20 protein-coding genes and 2 tRNA genes are annotated in these 17,398 nt (G+C 68.5%); 17 read left to right on the top strand and 5 right to left on the bottom strand.

Translation table 11 applies throughout. The features are described 5' to 3' along the window. Positions 1 to 205 precede the first annotated feature (205 nt). From nadA to E4P24_RS13070, 7 genes are all read left to right on the top strand, one after another. Complete coding sequence (gene nadA / locus E4P24_RS13100; protein WP_004062399.1) at positions 206 to 1,363, top strand: quinolinate synthase NadA; 1,158 nt, start codon at positions 206 to 208, stop codon at positions 1,361 to 1,363. Then, entirely contained in the window at positions 1,360 to 2,967 is a 1,608-nt protein-coding gene (locus E4P24_RS13095; protein ID WP_188148564.1) for an L-aspartate oxidase, read from the top strand. The genes nadA and E4P24_RS13095 overlap by 4 nt, the downstream gene beginning before the upstream one ends. After that, positions 2,954 to 3,760 carry a carboxylating nicotinate-nucleotide diphosphorylase gene (gene nadC, locus E4P24_RS13090; RefSeq protein ID WP_008608656.1) on the top strand — a complete coding sequence of 269 codons (807 nt, stop codon included), beginning with the start codon at positions 2,954 to 2,956 and terminating at the stop codon, positions 3,758 to 3,760. The genes E4P24_RS13095 and nadC overlap by 14 nt, the downstream gene beginning before the upstream one ends. 81 nt (positions 3,761 to 3,841) lie before the next feature. After that, on the top strand, positions 3,842 to 5,038 hold the full coding sequence (locus E4P24_RS13085) for an MFS transporter (RefSeq protein WP_188148563.1): 1,197 nt from the start codon (positions 3,842 to 3,844) through the stop codon (positions 5,036 to 5,038). A 99-nt stretch (positions 5,039 to 5,137) separates the two neighbouring features. Continuing rightward, the gene (gene pyrF, locus E4P24_RS13080) at positions 5,138 to 5,935 is read left to right on the top strand and encodes an orotidine-5'-phosphate decarboxylase (RefSeq protein WP_115802873.1); all 798 of its coding nucleotides are present in this window, start codon (positions 5,138 to 5,140) and stop codon (positions 5,933 to 5,935) included. Between the two features lie 90 nt (positions 5,936 to 6,025). Further along, positions 6,026 to 6,616, top strand: coding sequence for a J domain-containing protein (locus E4P24_RS13075; RefSeq protein WP_115802874.1), 591 nt, complete (start codon positions 6,026 to 6,028; stop codon positions 6,614 to 6,616). A gap of 141 nt (positions 6,617 to 6,757) precedes the next feature. Next, positions 6,758 to 8,362 (top strand): GTPBP1 family GTP-binding protein, encoded by a 1,605-nt coding sequence (locus tag E4P24_RS13070; RefSeq protein ID WP_115802875.1) that lies wholly within the window; start codon positions 6,758 to 6,760, stop codon positions 8,360 to 8,362. A gap of 44 nt (positions 8,363 to 8,406) precedes the next feature. Here the strand turns inward: E4P24_RS13070 and E4P24_RS13065 are convergent, their stop codons facing one another. The 3 genes from E4P24_RS13065 to E4P24_RS13055 form a co-directional block, all read right to left on the bottom strand. Continuing rightward, entirely contained in the window at positions 8,407 to 8,898 is a 492-nt protein-coding gene (locus E4P24_RS13065; protein ID WP_115802876.1) for a hypothetical protein, read from the bottom strand. Continuing rightward, positions 8,895 to 9,827 (bottom strand): methenyltetrahydromethanopterin cyclohydrolase, encoded by a 933-nt coding sequence (gene mch, locus E4P24_RS13060; RefSeq protein WP_188148562.1) that lies wholly within the window; start codon positions 9,825 to 9,827, stop codon positions 8,895 to 8,897. Before mch ends, E4P24_RS13065 begins: the two co-directional genes overlap by 4 nt. A 132-nt stretch (positions 9,828 to 9,959) precedes the next feature. Then, a complete protein-coding gene (locus tag E4P24_RS13055; RefSeq protein WP_004062408.1) occupies positions 9,960 to 10,274 on the bottom strand; it encodes an MTH1187 family thiamine-binding protein in 315 nt (104 codons plus the stop codon). A 103-nt stretch (positions 10,275 to 10,377) separates the two neighbouring features. On the opposite strand from E4P24_RS13055, the gene E4P24_RS13050 reads away from it, so the two are divergent. The 5 genes from E4P24_RS13050 to E4P24_RS13030 all read left to right on the top strand — a co-directional run bounded on the left by E4P24_RS13050 (position 10,378) and on the right by E4P24_RS13030 (position 12,822). Then, positions 10,378 to 10,545, top strand: a complete 168-nt coding sequence (locus E4P24_RS13050) for a hypothetical protein (protein ID WP_155821754.1) — start codon at positions 10,378 to 10,380, stop codon at positions 10,543 to 10,545. A 92-nt stretch (positions 10,546 to 10,637) separates the two neighbouring features. Next, the gene (locus E4P24_RS13045) at positions 10,638 to 11,696 is read left to right on the top strand and encodes a YihY/virulence factor BrkB family protein (RefSeq protein ID WP_115802877.1); all 1,059 of its coding nucleotides are present in this window, start codon (positions 10,638 to 10,640) and stop codon (positions 11,694 to 11,696) included. A gap of 39 nt (positions 11,697 to 11,735) precedes the next feature. Then, a complete protein-coding gene (locus E4P24_RS13040) occupies positions 11,736 to 12,020 on the top strand; it encodes a hypothetical protein (RefSeq protein WP_006601451.1) in 285 nt (94 codons plus the stop codon). 76 nt (positions 12,021 to 12,096) lie between these two features. Beyond that, on the top strand, positions 12,097 to 12,351 hold the full coding sequence (locus E4P24_RS13035; protein WP_188148561.1) for a hypothetical protein: 255 nt from the start codon (positions 12,097 to 12,099) through the stop codon (positions 12,349 to 12,351). A 180-nt stretch (positions 12,352 to 12,531) separates the two neighbouring features. Next, positions 12,532 to 12,822, top strand: coding sequence for a hypothetical protein (locus E4P24_RS13030; protein WP_004062412.1), 291 nt, complete (start codon positions 12,532 to 12,534; stop codon positions 12,820 to 12,822). A gap of 541 nt (positions 12,823 to 13,363) precedes the next feature. On the opposite strand, the gene E4P24_RS13025 is transcribed toward E4P24_RS13030, so the two are convergent. Together E4P24_RS13025 and E4P24_RS13020 are read right to left on the bottom strand one after the other, a co-directional pair. Further along, positions 13,364 to 13,434, bottom strand: a tRNA-Gly gene (locus tag E4P24_RS13025). Positions 13,435 to 13,446: 12 nt separating this feature from the next. Beyond that, positions 13,447 to 13,517, bottom strand: a tRNA-Gly gene (locus E4P24_RS13020). 289 nt (positions 13,518 to 13,806) lie between these two features. Between E4P24_RS13020 and E4P24_RS13015 the strand changes: the two genes are divergently transcribed. From E4P24_RS13015 to E4P24_RS12995, 5 genes are read left to right on the top strand one after another with little or no spacing between them, the layout of a single operon-like run. Beyond that, positions 13,807 to 14,649 (top strand): putative RNA uridine N3 methyltransferase, encoded by an 843-nt coding sequence (locus tag E4P24_RS13015; RefSeq protein ID WP_004062413.1) that lies wholly within the window; start codon positions 13,807 to 13,809, stop codon positions 14,647 to 14,649. A gap of 4 nt (positions 14,650 to 14,653) precedes the next feature. After that, positions 14,654 to 15,670 (top strand): 50S ribosomal protein L3, encoded by a 1,017-nt coding sequence (locus E4P24_RS13010; RefSeq protein WP_004062414.1) that lies wholly within the window; start codon positions 14,654 to 14,656, stop codon positions 15,668 to 15,670. A 3-nt stretch (positions 15,671 to 15,673) separates the two neighbouring features. Next, positions 15,674 to 16,420: a 50S ribosomal protein L4 gene (gene rpl4p / locus E4P24_RS13005; RefSeq protein WP_115802880.1), complete on the top strand. Its 747-nt coding sequence runs from the start codon at positions 15,674 to 15,676 to the stop codon at positions 16,418 to 16,420. Beyond that, positions 16,417 to 16,668: a 50S ribosomal protein L23 gene (locus tag E4P24_RS13000; protein WP_004042614.1), complete on the top strand. Its 252-nt coding sequence runs from the start codon at positions 16,417 to 16,419 to the stop codon at positions 16,666 to 16,668. Before rpl4p ends, E4P24_RS13000 begins: the two co-directional genes overlap by 4 nt. A 2-nt stretch (positions 16,669 to 16,670) precedes the next feature. Continuing rightward, positions 16,671 to 17,396 carry a 50S ribosomal protein L2 gene (locus E4P24_RS12995; protein ID WP_004042612.1) on the top strand — a complete coding sequence of 242 codons (726 nt, stop codon included), beginning with the start codon at positions 16,671 to 16,673 and terminating at the stop codon, positions 17,394 to 17,396. Positions 17,397 to 17,398 lie beyond the last annotated feature (2 nt).

Raw genomic sequence — 17,398 nt, 5'->3', positions numbered from 1 at the left:
TAATCGCCACCGACGGCGGCGTATCTTTGAACAAAATTGTTCTTCGGACGGGCAACGACTGTATTCGGCTTCTAATGTCCCATCGGGCGTATTTACCACCAGCGAATCGATAGTGTAGAGAATTTTTACTGATGAGTAGCGAGTATTGAAGAAAAATATTTTTCAATAAGGCCCACTGATTGGACTGCTACCGTGGTGACCAATCGTGGTTGAATTACAGTCGGTCGGGTTCGAGTCGGAGCTCAGCCTGTTCAAATACGACACGCTCGAACAGCTACCGGAGAGCCACCGCGACCTCGACGAGGCCGCCCGCTCCCGGCGAATCGCCGCCGCCCGCGAGGCATTGGGTGACCGGGTTATCGTCCTCGGACACAACTACCAGCGACGCGAAATCGTCGAGCACGCGGACTTCGTCGGCGACTCCTACGAACTCTCGAAGCGCGCCGCCGAGTCGGACGCCGACTACGTCGTCTTCGCCGGCGTGACGTTCATGGCCGAGAGCGCGGACATCATCACCGACGACGACCAGACGGTGATTCTCCCGTCGATGGAGGCGTCGTGTCCGATGGCCGGGATGGCCGAGGCCGTGCAGGTCGACTCCGCGTGGGAGACGCTCGTCGAAGAGAGCGGCGGCAAGGACATCGTCCCCGTGACGTACATGAACTCCTACGCCGACCTGAAGGCGTTTTGCGCCTCTCACGGCGGGCTCATCTGCACCTCCTCGAACGCCGCCGACGCCTTCGAGTGGGCGTTCGAGCGCGGCGACGCCGTGCTGTTCCTGCCCGACAAACACCTCGGGCGCAACACGGCCGACGACCTCGGCATCGACGAGGTGGTCGAGTGGGACCCGTGGGCCGGCGACGTGACCGAGTCGATGGGCGCTGCCGACGAGCTGGACCCCGACATCCCGGAGCTCGGCGACGCCGAAGTCATCCTCTGGGACGGCTACTGTCAGGTCCACGAACGCTTCCGCGTCGACCACGTCGAAGAAGCGCAGGCCGACGGCGCGAAGGTCGTCGTCCACCCCGAGTGCCGCCCGAGCGTCGTCGCGGCCGCCGACGAGGTCGGCTCCACGAGCCACATCTGCGACGTCGTCGCGAACGCCGACCCCGGCGAGACGTGGGCCATCGGCACCGAGGTTCACCTCGCGCGACACCTCGCGCGCTGGCATCCCGAGGTCGACGTGCGCCCCCTCTGCGGCGACGCCTGCATGGACTGCAACGCCATGCGACAGGTCGACCCGAATTACCTGACGTGGGTGCTCGAAGAGCTCGCCGCGGGCCGCGAACCCAACGTCGTCGAGGTCGCGCCCGAGGAGAAAGAACTCGCCGCGGTCGCGCTCGACCGCATGCTCGAACTATGAAGGCCGACGTGCTCGTCGTCGGCTCCGGCATCGCCGGCTGCGCCGCCGCCCTCGCCGCCGCCCGCGAGGGGGCCGACGTGCTCGTCGTCACGAAGGCGACCGAACCCGAGGACGCCGCGTCCGACTGGGCGCAGGGCGGCATCGCCGTCACCCAGTCCGCGCCCGCGGAGTTCGCCGCCGACATCCGCCGGGCGAGCGACGGCACCGCCGACCCCGAGGCGGTCGAGACGCTCGTCTCCGAGTCCCGCGCCGTCGTCGAGGACGTGCTGTTGGACACGCTCGGCGTCGCGTTCGACGCGGTGGGCGAGGGCACTGACGCCGACGCCGAAGCTAATGCCGACACCAACTCCTTCGACCTCGCCCGCGAGGCGGGCCACTCCAGCCGCCGCATCCTCCACGTCGACGCCAGCACCGGCGCGCACGTCCTTCGGCCGTTCCTGAAGCACCTCTCGGCCCGCGACGGCGTGCGAATCGTGGAGGACGCGATGGCCCTCGACTTCCTGACCGAGGAGGGGACCGTCCGCGGCGCGACCGTCCTCGCGGACGGCGAGGTCGAACCGGTGTTCGCCGGGGCGACGGTCCTCGCCACCGGCGGCATCGGGGACTGTTACGCCCGGTCGACCAACCCCGCGGGCGCGACCGGCGACGGCGTGGCGATGGCCGCGCTCGCCGGCGCGACCGTCTCGGACATGCAGTACGTCCAGTTCCACCCGACGGCGTACGACCCTCGGACTGACCAACGGGCCGACGACGACGCGCAACCGTTCCTCGTCAGCGAGGCCGTTCGCGGCGAGGGAGCGGTCCTGCGCGACGCCGACGGCCGCCGCTTCATGCCCGACGTGCACGAAGACGCCGAACTCGCCCCCCGAGACGTGGTCGCCCGCGCCGTCTCCCGCGCCCGCGACCGGTCCGGCCGCGTCGTCCTCGACGTGTCCGACCTCGACTTCCGCGATGAGTTCCCCGACCTCGCGGCGCTCTGCGACGACCGCGGCGTCGACCTCGACGCCGGCATCCCGGTCGCGCCGAGCGAGCACTTCCTCTGCGGCGGCGTCGCCGTCGACGACCGCGGGAGGGCCTCCCTCCCTCGGCTGTTCGCCGCCGGCGAGTGCGCCCGCACCGGCGTCCACGGCGCGAACCGACTCGCCTCGACCAGCCTGCTCGAAGGCCTCGTCTGGGGCGTCCGCGCCGGCGAAACGGCGGCCGACCGGGGTCGCGACGAGGCCGAGACCGTCGAGTACGCGCCGCCGCGCGACTCCGACCCGGCGCTCCCCGACGCCTTCGCGGACGCGAAGTTCGACCGCCTCGGGCGGACGATGGACGAGCTCGTCGGCATCGAGCGCACGCCCGACGGCCTCGACACCGCCCGAGCGCGACTCCGTCGCCTGAAGGGCGAGGTCGACGCCTACGCCCGCACCCGCGTCTCGCGGTCCGTCTACGAACTCCGGAACGCCTGCGTCTCGTCGCTCCTCGTCGCCCGCGCGGCCGCCGACGCGCCATCGGCCGGCTGTCACTCGCTCGTCGACCCGGACGGACGCGATGGGGGCGACGGAAGCGACGGAAGCGACGACGCCGGACGGGGGGTGACGCCGAGTGCTGACGACTGAGACGGTCGAGCGCTGGCTGGCCGAGGACGTCGGCCACCGCGACGTGACGAACGACGTGCCCGGCGACACCACCGGGCGACTCGTGGCCAAAGAGCCGGCGGTCGCCGCCGGTCTCGACGCCGCCGTCGCCGTCTTCGACTCCCTCGGCGTCGAGGCCGAGAAAGCGGTCGCGGCCGGCGACGCGGTCGAATCGGGCGACGAAGTCCTGCGGGTCGACGGCGACGCCCGGAACGTCCTCCGCGGCGAGCGCGTCGCCGCCAACGTCGTCGGCCACGCCTCCGGCGTCGCCACCACGACCCGCGAGGCCGTCGCCGCCGCCCGCGAGGTTTCCGATTCGGTTCGGGTCGCCGCGACCCGCAAGACCACCCCCGGCCTCCGCGGCGTCGAAAAGCGCGCCGTCGTCGCCGGCGGCGGCGACACCCACCGCCTCACGCTCTCGGGGATGGTGATGGTCAAGGACAACCACATCGCCGAACTCGGGTTGGAGGCGGCCGTCCGCCGCTTCGCCGCGCGCAAGTCGTTCGCGACGAAACTCGAAGTCGAAGTCGAGACGCCCGAGATGGGCGAGCGCGCCGCGGCCGCCGGGGCCGATATCGTCCTGTTCGACAACCTCCCGCCCGAGGCGGTCCGCGAGGGCGTCTCCCGACTCCCCGAAGGCGTCATCTCGGAGGCCAGCGGGGACATCACGCTAGAGACGCTCCCCGCCTACGCCGACACCGGCGTCGACGTGGTGTCGATGGGGTGGCTCACCCACAGCGCGCCGAGTTCCGACTTCTCCTTCCGGACCGGGTGAACAGCGGGCGTTTCGCTCGACCCGGACACCGCCGCCGGTCGAATCCACACGTTCTTTGCGTCGTGTCGAGACCATGGGACGATGACTTCGTGGCCCGTCACCGCCCGGCTGCGCTCTCCGGTCGCGAAGTACTACGCCTACAAGACGACCGAGTTCGTCTCGTTCACGACTGCCATCTGGATTCTGTTCGTCCGCTCGCGGGGCCTCTCGTTCGCTGAAGTGGGCGCGCTCAACAGCGTCTGGTGGCTCGCGCTCGTCGCGGCCGAGATACCGACCGGCTACCTCGGCGACCGACTGGGCCGCCGGAGCGCGATGGCCCTCGGCACGGCCGTCATCGCCGTCTCGACCGCGGCGATGGGGCTGTCCGAGACGTTTCTCCAACTCGCGGTCGTCTACGGCGCGTGGGCGGTCGGCCAGACGTTCCGGTCCGGCAGCGACGACGCGTGGCTCTACGACCTCTTGGCCGAGACCGACGAGACCCACGAGTTCGCCGCCGTCCGCGGGCGCGCCACCGGCGTCGGCCTCGCAATCGGCGCGGTGACGACCCTCGCCGGGGGCCTCCTCGCCGACGCGACGAACTACGCGGTCCCCTTCTTCGCCACCGCCGCGGTGACGGCGCTGGGCGTCCCGATTCTGCTGTCGGTCCCCGAGACGGGCGCGACCGGCGGCGACTTCACGCCGCGGACGGCGCTTCGGGTCATCCGCGAGAAGCTCTCGCGCCCGCCGCTCCGCGGCTTCGTCGCCTACTTCGCGCTCCTGTTCGGCGTCGCCAACATGGTGTACATCTTCGACCAGCCGATTCTCCGCGACGTGGCGCTCGACCTCGGCGTCCCCGCGACGGCGACGAACACCGCCGTCAGCGCCTCCTACGCGCTGTTCTCGCTCGTCGCGGCCGCGGCGACGTTCCGCGCCGGCTGGGTCGAATCCCGCGTCGGCGTCCGCCGGTGGTTCCTCGCCTCGCCGCTCGTGCTCGCGGTCGCCTACGCGTCGGTCCCGCTTTTCGGGCCGCTGGCCTTCCCCGCGTTCGCGGTCGTCCGCGGCGTCACGAACGTCTCGTCCGTCCTCGGGAACCAGTACGTCAACGACCGGGTGGACTCGGTCGGGCGCGCGACCGTCCTCTCGGCCGCCGGGATGCTCTACTCGCTCGCTGTCGTCCCGTTCGAACTCGCCGGCGGGGTCGTCGCCGACGCCCTCTCGCCGGCCGGCGCGCTCGCCCTCTTCGGCGGGGTGCTCGTCGTCGGCGCGGGCTTGCTCTGGACGGTCGAGCGACCCGTCTGAGGGTTCGGGGTGGGGCGGCCAGCGCGCTCGGTGCGCGGGAGGCCCGCCGCCCACGCCGAAGGGAAAACCCCTTACTGTCGGTCGTCGCACTCGCGGGCAATGGGCTTCTTCGACGACCTCCGCGACCGCATCGAGGCGACAGACAGCGTCGTCTCGGTCGGTCTCGACGCCGACATCCACCGCATCCCCGAGCATCTCCTCGACAAGGACCTGCCGCGTTGGGCGTTCAACCGCCGCATCATCGACGCGACCCACGAGCACGCCGCGGCGTTCAAGCCGAACGCGGCGTTCTACGAGGACGAAGACGGCTGGCGCTCCCTGCGGGAAACTATCGCCTACGCCCACGGGAAGGGCGTGCCGGTCCTGCTGGACGCCAAGCGCGCCGACATCGGCAACACGACCCGCAAGTACGCCGACCTGCTCGACGACGCCGACGCCATCACGGTCAACCCCTACATGGGCCGCGACTCCATCCAGCCGTTCCTCTCGCGGGAAGACAAGGGCGTGTTCGTCCTCTGTCGCACCTCGAACCCCGGCGGCTCCGACCTCCAGTCGCTCGAACTCGACACGGGCGAACCCCTCTACGAGCGCGTCGCGGCGCTCTGCGACCTCTGGAACGAACACGGAAACGTCGGCCTCGTCGTCGGCGCGACCGGTCCCGACGAACTGGAACACCTCCGCGAGCAGGTGCCCGACCTGCCGTTTCTCGTCCCCGGCGTGGGGGCGCAGGGCGGCGACGCCGAGGCCGCCGTCGAGTTCGGCCTCGCGGACGGCGTCGGTCTCGTGAACTCCTCGCGCGGCATCATCTTCGCCGGCGAGGACGACGGTGAGGACTTCGACAAGGCCGCCGGACAGGCCGCAAAGCGCCTCAAAAAGCGGCTGAACCAGTACCGCTGAGGCGACGCAAGCGGTCGATTTTCCCGGCCGAATCGTCCGGCGGTCGCCGCCCGGCGAGACGTTTACCACCGTGCGACCCTAACTGCGCCCGTGGACCGAGACCGACTCGTCATGGGGCTCGCGGCGGTGTTCGCGGGTATCACCATGCTCCTCGTCGTGTTGGCGTTCGCCTACCGACAGCTCTTGTTGCTGTTCGTCGCCGTCCCCTTCGGCGCGACGACGTACTTCATGTACGCCCACGTCAGCGGCCGCCTCCACGAGCGGTTCCGCCGGACGCGCGTCCGCGCCGACGCCGGACGCGGCGGGTTCGGTTTCCGGTCGGAGCGACGGCGAGGCGACCGCCGGGAGACCGGTGGCTTCGGCGCGGGTCCCCGCGACGACCCACAAGAGGGTCCGCGTGCCGGGCGGTTCGGCCCTAACGCCGGTCCCGACGGCGGATTCGACGGCGACCGCCGGCGGCGACAGCGAACCCGCGGTGACGGGCCGAGCGTCCGCCCGCCGCGGCGCGGCATGAGCCGACAACAAGCCCTCGACACGCTCGACCTCGACGGCGACGCCTCCGCGGACGACGTGAAAGCGGCCTACCGCGAGCGGGTCAAAGAGACCCATCCGGACTCGAAGACCGGCGACGAGGAGGCGTTCAAACAGGTCAACCGGGCCTACGAGCGCCTGACCGACTGACTTCGTCTCGGTTTCTCTCGCAGTCGACCGCCACGCGTCTCGTCGGGCGCGTCCGCGTCGCTTCCGTCTCGGTTGTGGTACAATCTCATGGCAATCGCTACCGCGGAAAGCGTTTTCACGGTCGGTTTCCTACCCGCTTCCATGAGCGCGGATCGGGCTCTCTTGGACGAGGCCCTCGAGCGCGGTGAGGAAGAAGGCGGAAACGTCGAGTTCAAAGAACGCCTCACCCGCGCCGTTCACCTGTCCGACGGCCGGATGGAGTCGCTCGCGGCTCAACTCAGACACCGAGTGCTCTCCGGCGACGGCGTGGCGACCTACGTGGTCGGCGTCACCGACGACGGCGGCATCGCCGGCATCCCACCGGACGACTTCTCCGAGACCATGGACGTGCTGTCGCTTCTGGCCGAAGAGGCCGGGGCGCACATCGAAGACGTGGAGACGTGGGGCGTCGGTGACTCGGCCGAACGCGGCCTCGTCGGCGTCGCGACCATCCGCGAGGGCGCGATGCTCGACGTCGACGACGACCACATCGTCGTCGGCACCGCGGGGCACGTCGACCACGGCAAATCGACGCTCGTCGGGTCGCTCGTGACCGGACAGGCCGACAACGGCAACGGAAGCACGCGGTCGTTCCTCGACGTCCAACCCCACGAGGTCGAACGCGGCCTGTCGGCGGACCTCTCGTACGCCGTCTACGGCTTTTCCGACGACGGGCCGGTCCACATGCGCAATCCCCACCGGAAGTCCGACCGGGCGCAAATCGTCCAGGAGGCCGACCGACTGGTCTCGTTCGTCGATACCGTGGGCCACGAGCCGTGGCTCCGGACGACGATTCGCGGCCTCGTCGGCCAGCGCCTCGACTACGGCCTGCTCGTCGTCGCCGCCGACGACGGCCCGACGCGGACGACCCGCGAACACCTCGGCATCCTGCTCGCCATGGAACTGCCGACGGTCGTCGCCATCACGAAGGTCGACGCCGTCTCCGAGGAGCGCGCCGCCGAGGTCGAACGCGAGGTCGAGCGACTCCTCCGCGACGTTGGTCGGACGCCCCTGAGCGTCGAGCGCCACGGCGTCGAGGCCGCCGTCGAGGAGATAAGCGAGTCGGTCGTCCCGCTGTTCCCGACGAGCGCGGTGACGATGGACGGTCTCGACGACCTCGACCAGTTGTTCGAGTCGCTCCCGAAGCGCAGCGCCGCCGAGGGCGACTTCAAGATGTACATCGACCGGACCTACTCGGTCACGGGCGTCGGCGCGGTCGCCTCGGGCACGGTCAACTCCGGGGCTGTCGAGGCCGGCGACGAACTCCTCTTGGGGCCGATGTCGGACGGCGAGTTCCGCGAGGTCGAGGTCCGCTCCATCGAGATGCACTACCACCGGGTCGACCGGGCCAACGCCGGCCGCATCGTCGGCATCGCGCTCAAGGGCGTCCGCGAGTCCGAAATCGAACGCGGGATGGTGCTCCTCCCGGCCGACGCGGAGCCGACGGCGGTCCGCGAGTTCGAAGCCGACGTGATGGTGCTCAACCACCCGACGCGGATTCAGGAGGGCTACGAGCCGGTCGTCCACCTCGAAACCATCTCCGAGGCGGCCGTCTTCCACCCCGACGGCGGACGACTCCTGCCGGGCGACACCGGCACGACTCGCGTGGAGTTCAAATTCCGTTCGTACTTCGTCGAGGAGGGCCAGCGATTCGTCTTCCGCGAGGGGCGGTCGAAGGGCGTCGGAACCGTGACGAAAGTCGACTAGAAACAGAGACGAGTCCCGGCGGCCGCTTCGACGCCGGCGACCGGTCAGGCCGAGTGCTCGACCGCGACGTAGCCGTCCGATGTTCTCGCCGCCGCGTCGAACAGCACCGCCCAGTCGAGGAGGCGGGCGACTCTGTCGCGCCAGCGCGACTCCCACCCCTCCGGGTCGCGGTGGCGCTCCCAGTTCGGCACGGTCGGCTCGAACGCCTCGAACACCGCGTCCGCCGACTTCGGTTCGTCGTCGAGGGCGTCGAGCGCCTCGCGCGCGCCGAAGACGTTCTCCTCGAACGCGCGCCGCAGGTCGTCTGGGTCGGGGTCGTCGCGGACGCGCTCGAAGCCGCGGCTCACCTCGCGGGCGAGCCCGAGCGACTGACAGAACACGAGCCAGTCGCGTCCCTCGTCGGGCGTCACGTCGAGTCGGGTCGCCACTCGGCCGCAGCAGTCGTCTTCGGAGCCCGGAATCAGCGGAACGGCGCGGTGGGCGTCCCACAGCCGGTCGAGGGCGTCCGGCGCGGGCGGGACCGGCTTGCGCCTCACAGCCCGAACGAGTCGGCGAGCACGTCCTCGTCGGTCTCGCCGAGGGTGTACGTCGGGCCGTCGACCACGTCGACCGTGACCTGCGCCGGGCCGAACACGTCGGGGTCGACCGCGCCGAAGTCCCAGTCGGCGTCCTCGAACAGCTGTTCGAACGGGACGCCGTAGTCCGGGCCGGCCGTGGAAATCGCGCGGTCGAACTCGTCGAAGTCCTCGCTGACGGTGACGTGGACGCGCCCGCCGTAGGCGACGGCGTCGTTCGTCCGGCCCATGGCGACGCTCTCGTCGTAGCTGACGGGCGCGAGCGGGGCGGAGCCGTTGATAGAGAGGACGTTCGTCGGGTCGTAGCCCGCTTCGAAGAGGTTGAACACGGCGAGTTCGGCGGCGCGGGCCGCGCCCGTGACGCTCCCGACGAGCGAGCCGGTCGCGTAGGTCGGCAGGAAGACGGCGCTCGGTTCGAGGCCGGTCGTCTCCGCGACGTGTTCCGCGACTTCGTCGGTCGGGAGGTCGATGCTCTCGACGGCGAGGACCGTCAGGTCGAACTCGTCGTAGTAGCCGAGGTGGTGGAACTCCTCTTCCTCGCCGACCAGCGCGCGCGCCGGGCCGGAGCCGAGGCCGTCGAAGTCGTCGAAGGTGAGCTCCCAGCCGGCCTTCTGCGAACAGAGCAGGGCCAGCGCGGGGCGGTCGGTGGAGAGTTCGACGTGCGGACGGGGCGTGCCGGCGACCTCGCCCATCCGCGTCTGTACCGTGGCGAGACCCGCGGTCTGAATCTCCGCGAGGAGCATCCCCGCTTCGACACCGCCGTCGGCGTCGACGCCGAAGTCGATGACCGTCACACCCGAGTCGAGTTCGTAGCCCTCGATGCCGAGCTCTCCGGCGAAGTCGAGTGCCTCGTCGACCAGTTCGATGGCCATCCGATTGATGCTGTCCATGCGAGGCGATTGCGCGCCTTCGGCTAAAGGGTTTGTCAGTCACCCACTGCTGCGGGTCGCGTGGACGTGTCTCGTGTCTCGAACGCCGGACCCGCGCGGCGGGTCCGCGGGCCGTGACCGTGAGCCGCGACGCTACTCGCGGTCGCTTCTCGCTTCCCGTCCGAGATGGGCTTCGACGGCGTCGACCTTGTCGGCGGCCGTCTGGTCTTTCGTGCGCTTGTCGTCTATCTTCAGGAACGTGCTCACGCGGTCGCCGTCGACCGCCTTGTGGGCCGCGCCGACCGCCGCGAGCAGTTCGTCGATGTCGTCGGCCTCGATGACCGTCCCCATCGGGTTCGTCTCGTAAGACACCTCGAAGTCGTCGAGGGCCGCGACGGCCTTGGCGACCTCGCCCGACATGCTCCCTTCGACGACCGGTGCGACGCTCAACATGGCGATGACTGTCATGGCCGAACCAACGCGCCACGCGGTAGTAAAACGGGGTGACCTGTCGGCCGAATCGACGACGGAACCGACGAGGCTATCCCCTCGAACAGCCACAGATTCCGATATGTTCCAGAGCGAACTCACTCGGATGGCGCTCGTCGCGGGAGCGAACGTCGCCGGCGGGGTGACTCTCGGCTCGGCCATCGGCGGAGCGGTCGGCTACGCGGTGGAGTGGACCGTGACGGGTGCCGTGTTGGGGCTGGCGGTCGCCGTCTTCGCCGCCCGTCGGTAGCTCCCACCGCCGAGGGCCGCCACCACCGACAGCCGCCACCGCTGACCCGACCGCGCAGCGCGCTTTTCTCGTCTGCCGACGTATCAGCGCCCATGAATCCGCGCATGACGAGAGCGCTCACGCTCGGCCGGGCTATCGTGTACGAGGTGCGCACCGAGCGGCTCACCTTCATGGCGGGAAGCATCGCCTACGGGGCGTTCGTCTCGCTGTTACCGCTGTTTCTGCTCGTCCTTGCAGCCGTCTCCGCCACCGGCGACAGCGGTCTCCGCGAGGGCGTCATCGCCGTCATCCAGTCCGTCCTGACCCCCGGCGCGGGCGACGTTATCGTCGCCGAACTGGAGTCGTCGACCCAACTGGCGAGCCTCTCCGTCGTCGGGGCGCTCGTGTTGGTGTGGGGGACGCTCCGCATCTTCCGCGGTCTCGACACCGCCTTCTCGGACATCTACGAGTCGGAGGCGGCCAACACCTTCGCCGACCAGCTTTCGGACGGCATCGTCGTGCTCGTCACCGTCTCGCTCGCCGTCGTCGCCGGCGCGCTCATCGAGTCCGCGCTCCCGGCGCTCGACGGCGCACTCGGCTGGGTCGTCTACCGCGGCCTCCTCGTCGCCGTCCTGTTCGTGACGTTCTACCCGATGTACTACATCTTCCCCGACGAGGACGTGACCTCCCTCGAAGTCGTTCCCGGAACGCTCGTCGCCGCCGTCGGGCTGACGACGTTCGAGTCGCTGTTCCGGCTCTACGTCGAGTTCAGTAGCCGCGCCCCCGAGTCGAGCGTCGTCGCCGGCATCCTCGTCCTCCTGACGTGGCTCTACTTCAGCGGGCTCGTCATCCTCCTCGGCGCGGCCGTCAACGCGGTGCTGTCGAACCGCTCGCGCGACGTGAACGTCCGCCCGCTGTTCGGCGGCGTCCCCCTCGATTCGCAGACCGATGCGGTGACTCGCGGCGAGGTGACCGCGGCCATCGAACGACTCGACCGCCTCGTTGCGGCCGCTCCCGACGAGGACCTGACGCTCCGCGTCGGCGACGAGTCCGTCACGCTCCCCCGCCCAGAGCGGGTCGTCACCGACACCGAGACCAGCCGTTTCCTCCCGGAGGGACCCGTCAGACTGGAACTCAGATGGTCCTCGTGGCCTGACAGTCACGAGGAGTGACGACGGGCGTTTATGCGACTGGCGTGCGTATGCGACACTATGGCAATAAAGACACCTGCGCGACCGACCGAGCCGGCGCAACCGCTCGACGGCGAACGAGCGCGGTGGGAGGCCGTCGAGACGACCGCCGAGACGGCGTCTCGAGCGGTTCGACCGCCGACCGTCGTCGAACATCAGCGACTGCCCGAGAAGGACTTCGGCGAGGCGCGACTCGTCTGGCGCTGCGACGACTGCGGCGAACTCGGCTCGCTGACGGCGTTCCCGTCGGCGTGTCCCGACTGCGGCGCGGGTCGCGAGGCGCTGTTCTACTTCACCGAAGACTGACCCGCTTCCCTCGGTCGACGGCGGCCGGCCATCGGCCGACCGCGACCGTTTTCCCGCCGGGCGACGACCGCCGGGTATGTATCTCTCTCACCCCGTCCGCCGGATGCGCGACGACCCGCTCGACGACGCGGTCGCGGCACTCCGCGTCGAACCCGCCGACGACGACGCCCGCGCCGCGCTCGAATCCCGCGTCGAGTCCCTCGGCGGCAGCCTCGAACGCGAACTCCAGTTCGGCGGCATCGTAGTCTCGCTCGCTGAGTCGGCCGTCTCCGACCTCTGCGAACTCGACGGTATCGAGCGAATCGAGACGATCGATACGCTCGGGTACTGATTCTTCGCCCACGCGTGCGGGGCCGGCGTCCCTCGAGGCGAGTGGTGTCAACCCTTTAGTGTGTTCTCTGCGGAGGTGGCGTATGGTCCCTCTCCCTTCCCGCGCCGCTCCATCCGGATTCGGCGTACTGCTCGCCGGCTTCGCGACTGTGATTCCCCTCGCGGTGTTCCCGACGGAACCGTGAGCGTGCTCGCCGACTTCGGGGGCGTTCCCCTGCTCGTCGCGTACCTGTTGCTCCTCGCAGGCACGGCCATCCAGCACCGGCGCGGGAAACTCTCCGGCACGCGGGCGGTTCTCCTCGTCGGGATGTGTCTCACGTGGCTCTCGTACGCCCTCTTACAGGTGACGCAGTCCGGGACCGTGCCGACGGGAACGCCGCTCAACTACGCCCTCGACGCGCTCGCCGTCGTCGTCCTCGTCGTCGGCGTGGCCGCGATGGGCTGGTGGTGGCGGGCGCGGGACGAAGCGTGAGTTTTCGGGACGCGTCGGTGACTGAGTCGAGTTCAGAGAGAAGTGCGTCGGCTGGGAGTTCACCGAACACTGTGGGGTGAACTCAGGAGCACCGGCGAGGCCAGCGGCCGAGTCGGTGAGACGGGATTTGAACCTCAGTCGCTCTGCTCACTCCGTTCGCGTCGCTCCCTGATTCAAACCCCAGCGTCCAGCATTCACAACTCACAGTCCGAGCGACACGCACAGCGGTCGCTCGGAAGGTAGGTTCGTTGTAGAAGTGCGTCGGCTGGGATTTGAACTCCACTCGCTCACTCGCGTTCGCTCGCTAGTTCAAATCTCAGCGTCCCGCACGCAGCCTCGCAAGACCGAGAGACACAGAGGTCTCTCGGAGGTTTGTGTTCGGCAGAAGTGCGTCGGCTGGGATTTGAACCGAACCCAGACGTGCTCGCTCACTTCGTTCGCTGTGCGCGACTGGTCGGGTTCAGAATCCCTCTTGGCCGCACTTCTTCACTCCACGGAAACTCGGAGTCCGGCGACTCCTCGTTTGGTTCCGTTCAGAAAGTGCGTCGGCTGGGATTTGAACCCAGGTTGTGACCATGGCAAGGTCACGTGATACCACTACACTACCGACGCATGTGGTGGAAGTGCGCTGGCTGGGATTTGAACCCAGGTTGTGACCATGGCAAGGTCACGTGATACCACTACACTACCAGCGCAGTCCGTGTGTATCGTGGCGTGCTGCTGCGTTACTCGATAGTGTCGGGTTGATAAATAAGACTTGCGAAACGGGGGAGAAATCGGGCGACGGCGCGCCACCTGCTACCACGTGAGATTCGCCTTCGACGACCTGTCGCCGGCCGTGTAATTATGTACCACGCGACGTTCGCCAATCCCCCGCAAACTGGGTCGTGGGACGCTCTATCACCCCAGAATGGATTCGCTACTCTTTTAGGTAGGCCCCCGGTAGAAACGCCACAGTCTAGACGAGACGAGGATGAACCCGGCATGAAACTCAGCGTACTCGTGCCGTCCTCACTCGTCCGGGAAGCCGAAGACAAACGCGAGGCAACTCGCAAACTCGGCTACGTCGCCCGCGCGGCGGCGGTCTTCCGGGCGAACGAACTCGTCGTCTTCCCCGACGAAGACGGCGAGAACAACTGGGGCGGCGAGTTCGTCGAAACCGTACTTCGGTACGCCGCGACGCCCCCCTACCTCCGCAAAGAGGTCTGGGGCAAGCGCGACGAACTCCGCTACGCTGGTATCCTGCCGCCCGTTCTCGTCGCGTCTACGACCGCGGACGACTCCGACGAGTCGCCCGCGTTGCGAGAAGGAATCGTGACCGAGGTCGGACCTGACGACCGCGTTCGGGTCAATTGCGGAATGCAACACCCGATCTCCCTGTTCGTCCCTCCCGGGATGGACCTCACAGAGGGAGAGCGCGTCGCTGTCAGGATCTCTTCGCGAGAACCGGTCCGTGCGCGGATCGTCGACGAGCCCCTCCCGGGCTTCGACGTATCCCGCATGGACCTCACAGAAGCACTCGGCAGGCCGGATGCGGGCGTGCGAATCGCCACGTCTCGCTATGGCGAACCGCTGTCGGTCCCCACATTGGGCGACTTGACGGCCCGCATCACCGATGCCGGCGGCATGACCGTCGTCTTCGGGTCGCCGGGCCGTGGGCTTCCGGACATGCTCGGGATGCCTCCCGAGGATGTTGCAGACGTCGAACCTTCCGTTGGTCCGGGGTTCGACCTCTGGCTCAATACGATTCCGCGACAGGGCAGCGAGGTCGTGCGAACGGAGGAAGCGATGTTCGCCTCCCTCGCCTCCCTGACACTCACGGAGTGAATCCATGCCACAACCAAGCAGACCACGAAAAGGCTCGATGGGCTTCAGCCCGCGCAAGCGAGCAGTCAAGGAGGTTCCACGCATCAAGTCGTGGCCGTCCGACGACGGCTCCCCAGCGCTGCAGGGCTTCGCCGGTTACAAGGCCGGTATGACCCACGTGATGATGGTCAACGACGAGGCAGACTCCCCCCGCGAAGGAATGGAGGAGTCCGTCCCGGTGACCGTCGTCGAGACGCCGCCGATGCGCGCCGTCGCCCTTCGCGCCTACGAGCAGACGCCGTACGGTATGAAGCCGCAGACCGAGGTCTGGGCGGGCGAGTTCCACGACGAACTCGACCGCGTCCTCGACCTGCCGGCAGAAGACACGTTCGACTCGGACGCCGACGCGCTTCGCGAGGCCGTCGAGGCCGGCGAAGTCGATGACCTTCGCGTCATCACGCACACGGTGCCCTCCGAGCTCGCGAACGTGCCCAAGAAGAAGCCCGACGTGATGGAGACTCGCGTCGGCGGCGGCTCCATGGTGGAGCGCGCCGACTTCGCCCTCGACCTCGTTGCCGAGGGCGGCGAACACGAGATGTCCGACGTGTTCCGCGCCGGCGAGTACCTCGACGCCGCGGGTGTCACGAAGGGTAAGGGTACGCAGGGTCCCGTCAAGCGATGGGGCGTCCAGAAGCGTAAGGGCAAGCACGCCCGCCAGGGCTGGAGACGCCGTATTGGCAACCTCGGCCCCTGGAACCCGTCCCGTGTCCGCTCTACGGTTCCGCAGCTCGGTCAGACCGGTTACCACCAGCGCACCGAGCTCAACAAGCGCCTCATCGACCTCGGTGAGGGCGACGACGCCTCCGTCGAAGGTGGCTTCGTCAACTACGGCGAGGTCGACGGCTCGTACGCGCTCATCAAGGGCTCGCTGCCGGGCCCCAACAAGCGCCTCCTGCGGTTCCGCCCGGCCATCCGGCCGAACGACCAGCCGCGCCTCGACCCCGAGGTGCGCTACGTCTCTACCGCATCGAACCAGGGTTAAACCATGCAGGCAACTATCCGAGACCTGAACGGCGACGACGCGGGCAGCATCGACCTGCCCGAGGTCTTCGAGACGGCTTACCGTCCGGACCTCATCAAGCGTGCCGTCATCGCCGCGCAGGCAAACCGAAAACAGCCGTACGGTGCCGACCCCTACGCCGGACTTCGAACCCCGGCAGAGTCCATGGGCAGCGGCCGTGGGATGTCCCACGACCCACGCCAGAACGGCGTCGCCCGACGCGTCCCGCACGCCGTCTCCGGCCGTCGCGCTCACCCGCCGAAGGCCGAGAAGGACCAGGGGAAGGAGATCAACACGAAGGAGCGTAAGCTCGCCGTCCGCTCGGCGCTCGCCGCCACGACGGACCCCGAGCTGGTCGCCGAGCGCGGTCACCGCTTCGACGACGACGTCGAGCTCCCCCTCGTCGTCTCCGACGACTTCGAGGACCTCGTCAAGACGCAGGAGGTCGTCGACCTCCTGCAGTCGCTCGGCGTCTACGACGACATCGAGCGCTCCGAGGAGAACAAGAAGGTCAAGAGCGGCCAGGGCAAGCTCCGCGGTCGCAAGTACACCCGTCCGAAGTCCATCCTCTTCGTGACGGCCGACGAGCCCTCGAAGGCGGCTCGCAACCTCGCCGGCGTCGACGTCGCCACCGCGGCGAACGTCTCCGCCGAGGACCTCGCGCCCGGCACCCACGCCGGTCGCCTCACGCTGTTCACCGAGAGCGCGCTCGAGGAGGTCGCAGAACGATGAGCATCATCGAACACCCGCTGGTCACGGAAAAGGCGATGAACCAGATGGACTTCGACAACAAGCTCCAGTTCATCGTCCACATCGACTCGACGAAGTCCGACGTCAAGTCGGAAGTCGAGTCGCGCTACGACGTGACCGTCGAGAAGGTCAACACGCAGGTCACGATGAAAGGCAAAAAGAAAGCAACAGTTCGTCTCTCTGAAGACGACGACGCGCAGGAAGTCGCGTCGCGTATCGGGGTGTTCTAACCATGGGACGCCGAATTCAGGGCCAGCGTCGCGGTCGCGGTACGTCCACGTTCCGGGCACCGTCGCACCGCTACAAGGCCGAACTGTCGCACAAGAAGTCCGAAGACAAAGACACCATCTCGGGGACGGTCGTCGGCATCGAGCACGACCCCGCACGCAGTGCGCCCATCGCCCTCGTCGAGTTCGAGGACGAACAGCGCATGATTCTCGCGCCCGAGGGCATCAGCGTCGGCGAAGAGCTTCAGATCGGCGTCTCCGCCGAGATCAAGCCCGGCAACACGCTGCCGCTCGCCGAGATTCCCGAGGGTGTTCCCGTCTGTAACGTCGAGCACCAGCCCGGCGACGGCGGGAAGTTCGCCCGCGCCTCCGGCGTGAGCGCGCAGCTGCTCTCGCACGACCGCAAGGTCGCTATCGTGAAGCTCCCGTCGGGCGAGGTCAAGCGCCTCAACCCCAACTGCCGAGCCACCATCGGCGTCGTCGCCGGTGGCGGCCGCACGGAGAAGCCGTTCGTCAAGGCAGGGAAGAAGTACCACAAGATGAAAGCGCGCGGTATCAAGTGGCCGCGCGTGCGTGGTGTTGCTATGAACGCCGTCGACCACCCGTTCGGTGGCGGCGGCCGGCAGCACCCCGGTCAGCCGAAGTCCGTCTCGCGGAACGCTCCGCCGGGCCGGAAGGTCGGTGACATCGCCTCCAAACGCACCGGTCGCGGTGGCAAGGGAGGTAAGTAACC

It is taken from the genome of Haloferax sp. AS1 (assembly GCF_014530665.1).
Taxonomy (GTDB): domain Archaea; phylum Halobacteriota; class Halobacteria; order Halobacteriales; family Haloferacaceae; genus Haloferax; species Haloferax volcanii.
This window is presented reverse-complemented; position numbering and strand designations above follow the sequence as displayed.

Bases quoted from the DNA above. Each gene is read 5' to 3' on its own strand.
- E4P24_RS13055 (WP_004062408.1), bottom strand. From the start codon at position 10,274: ATGACAGTCATCGCCATGTTGAGCGTCGCACCGGTCGTCGAAGGGAGC.
- E4P24_RS12995 (WP_004042612.1), top strand. From the start codon at position 16,671: ATGGGACGCCGAATTCAGGGCCAGCGTCGCGGTCGCGGTACGTCCACG.
- pyrF (WP_115802873.1), top strand. From the start codon at position 5,138: ATGGGCTTCTTCGACGACCTCCGCGACCGCATCGAGGCGACAGACAGC.
- E4P24_RS13095 (WP_188148564.1), top strand. From the start codon at position 1,360: ATGAAGGCCGACGTGCTCGTCGTCGGCTCCGGCATCGCCGGCTGCGCC.
- E4P24_RS13015 (WP_004062413.1), top strand. From the start codon at position 13,807: ATGAAACTCAGCGTACTCGTGCCGTCCTCACTCGTCCGGGAAGCCGAA.
- E4P24_RS13010 (WP_004062414.1), top strand. From the start codon at position 14,654: ATGCCACAACCAAGCAGACCACGAAAAGGCTCGATGGGCTTCAGCCCG.
- E4P24_RS13000 (WP_004042614.1), top strand. From the start codon at position 16,417: ATGAGCATCATCGAACACCCGCTGGTCACGGAAAAGGCGATGAACCAG.
- rpl4p (WP_115802880.1), top strand. From the start codon at position 15,674: ATGCAGGCAACTATCCGAGACCTGAACGGCGACGACGCGGGCAGCATC.
- E4P24_RS13040 (WP_006601451.1), top strand. From the start codon at position 11,736: ATGGCAATAAAGACACCTGCGCGACCGACCGAGCCGGCGCAACCGCTC.
- E4P24_RS13035 (WP_188148561.1), top strand. From the start codon at position 12,097: ATGTATCTCTCTCACCCCGTCCGCCGGATGCGCGACGACCCGCTCGAC.
- E4P24_RS13050 (WP_155821754.1), top strand. From the start codon at position 10,378: ATGTTCCAGAGCGAACTCACTCGGATGGCGCTCGTCGCGGGAGCGAAC.
- E4P24_RS13045 (WP_115802877.1), top strand. From the start codon at position 10,638: ATGAATCCGCGCATGACGAGAGCGCTCACGCTCGGCCGGGCTATCGTG.
- mch (WP_188148562.1), bottom strand. From the start codon at position 9,827: ATGGACAGCATCAATCGGATGGCCATCGAACTGGTCGACGAGGCACTC.
- E4P24_RS13085 (WP_188148563.1), top strand. From the start codon at position 3,842: ATGACTTCGTGGCCCGTCACCGCCCGGCTGCGCTCTCCGGTCGCGAAG.
- E4P24_RS13070 (WP_115802875.1), top strand. From the start codon at position 6,758: ATGAGCGCGGATCGGGCTCTCTTGGACGAGGCCCTCGAGCGCGGTGAG.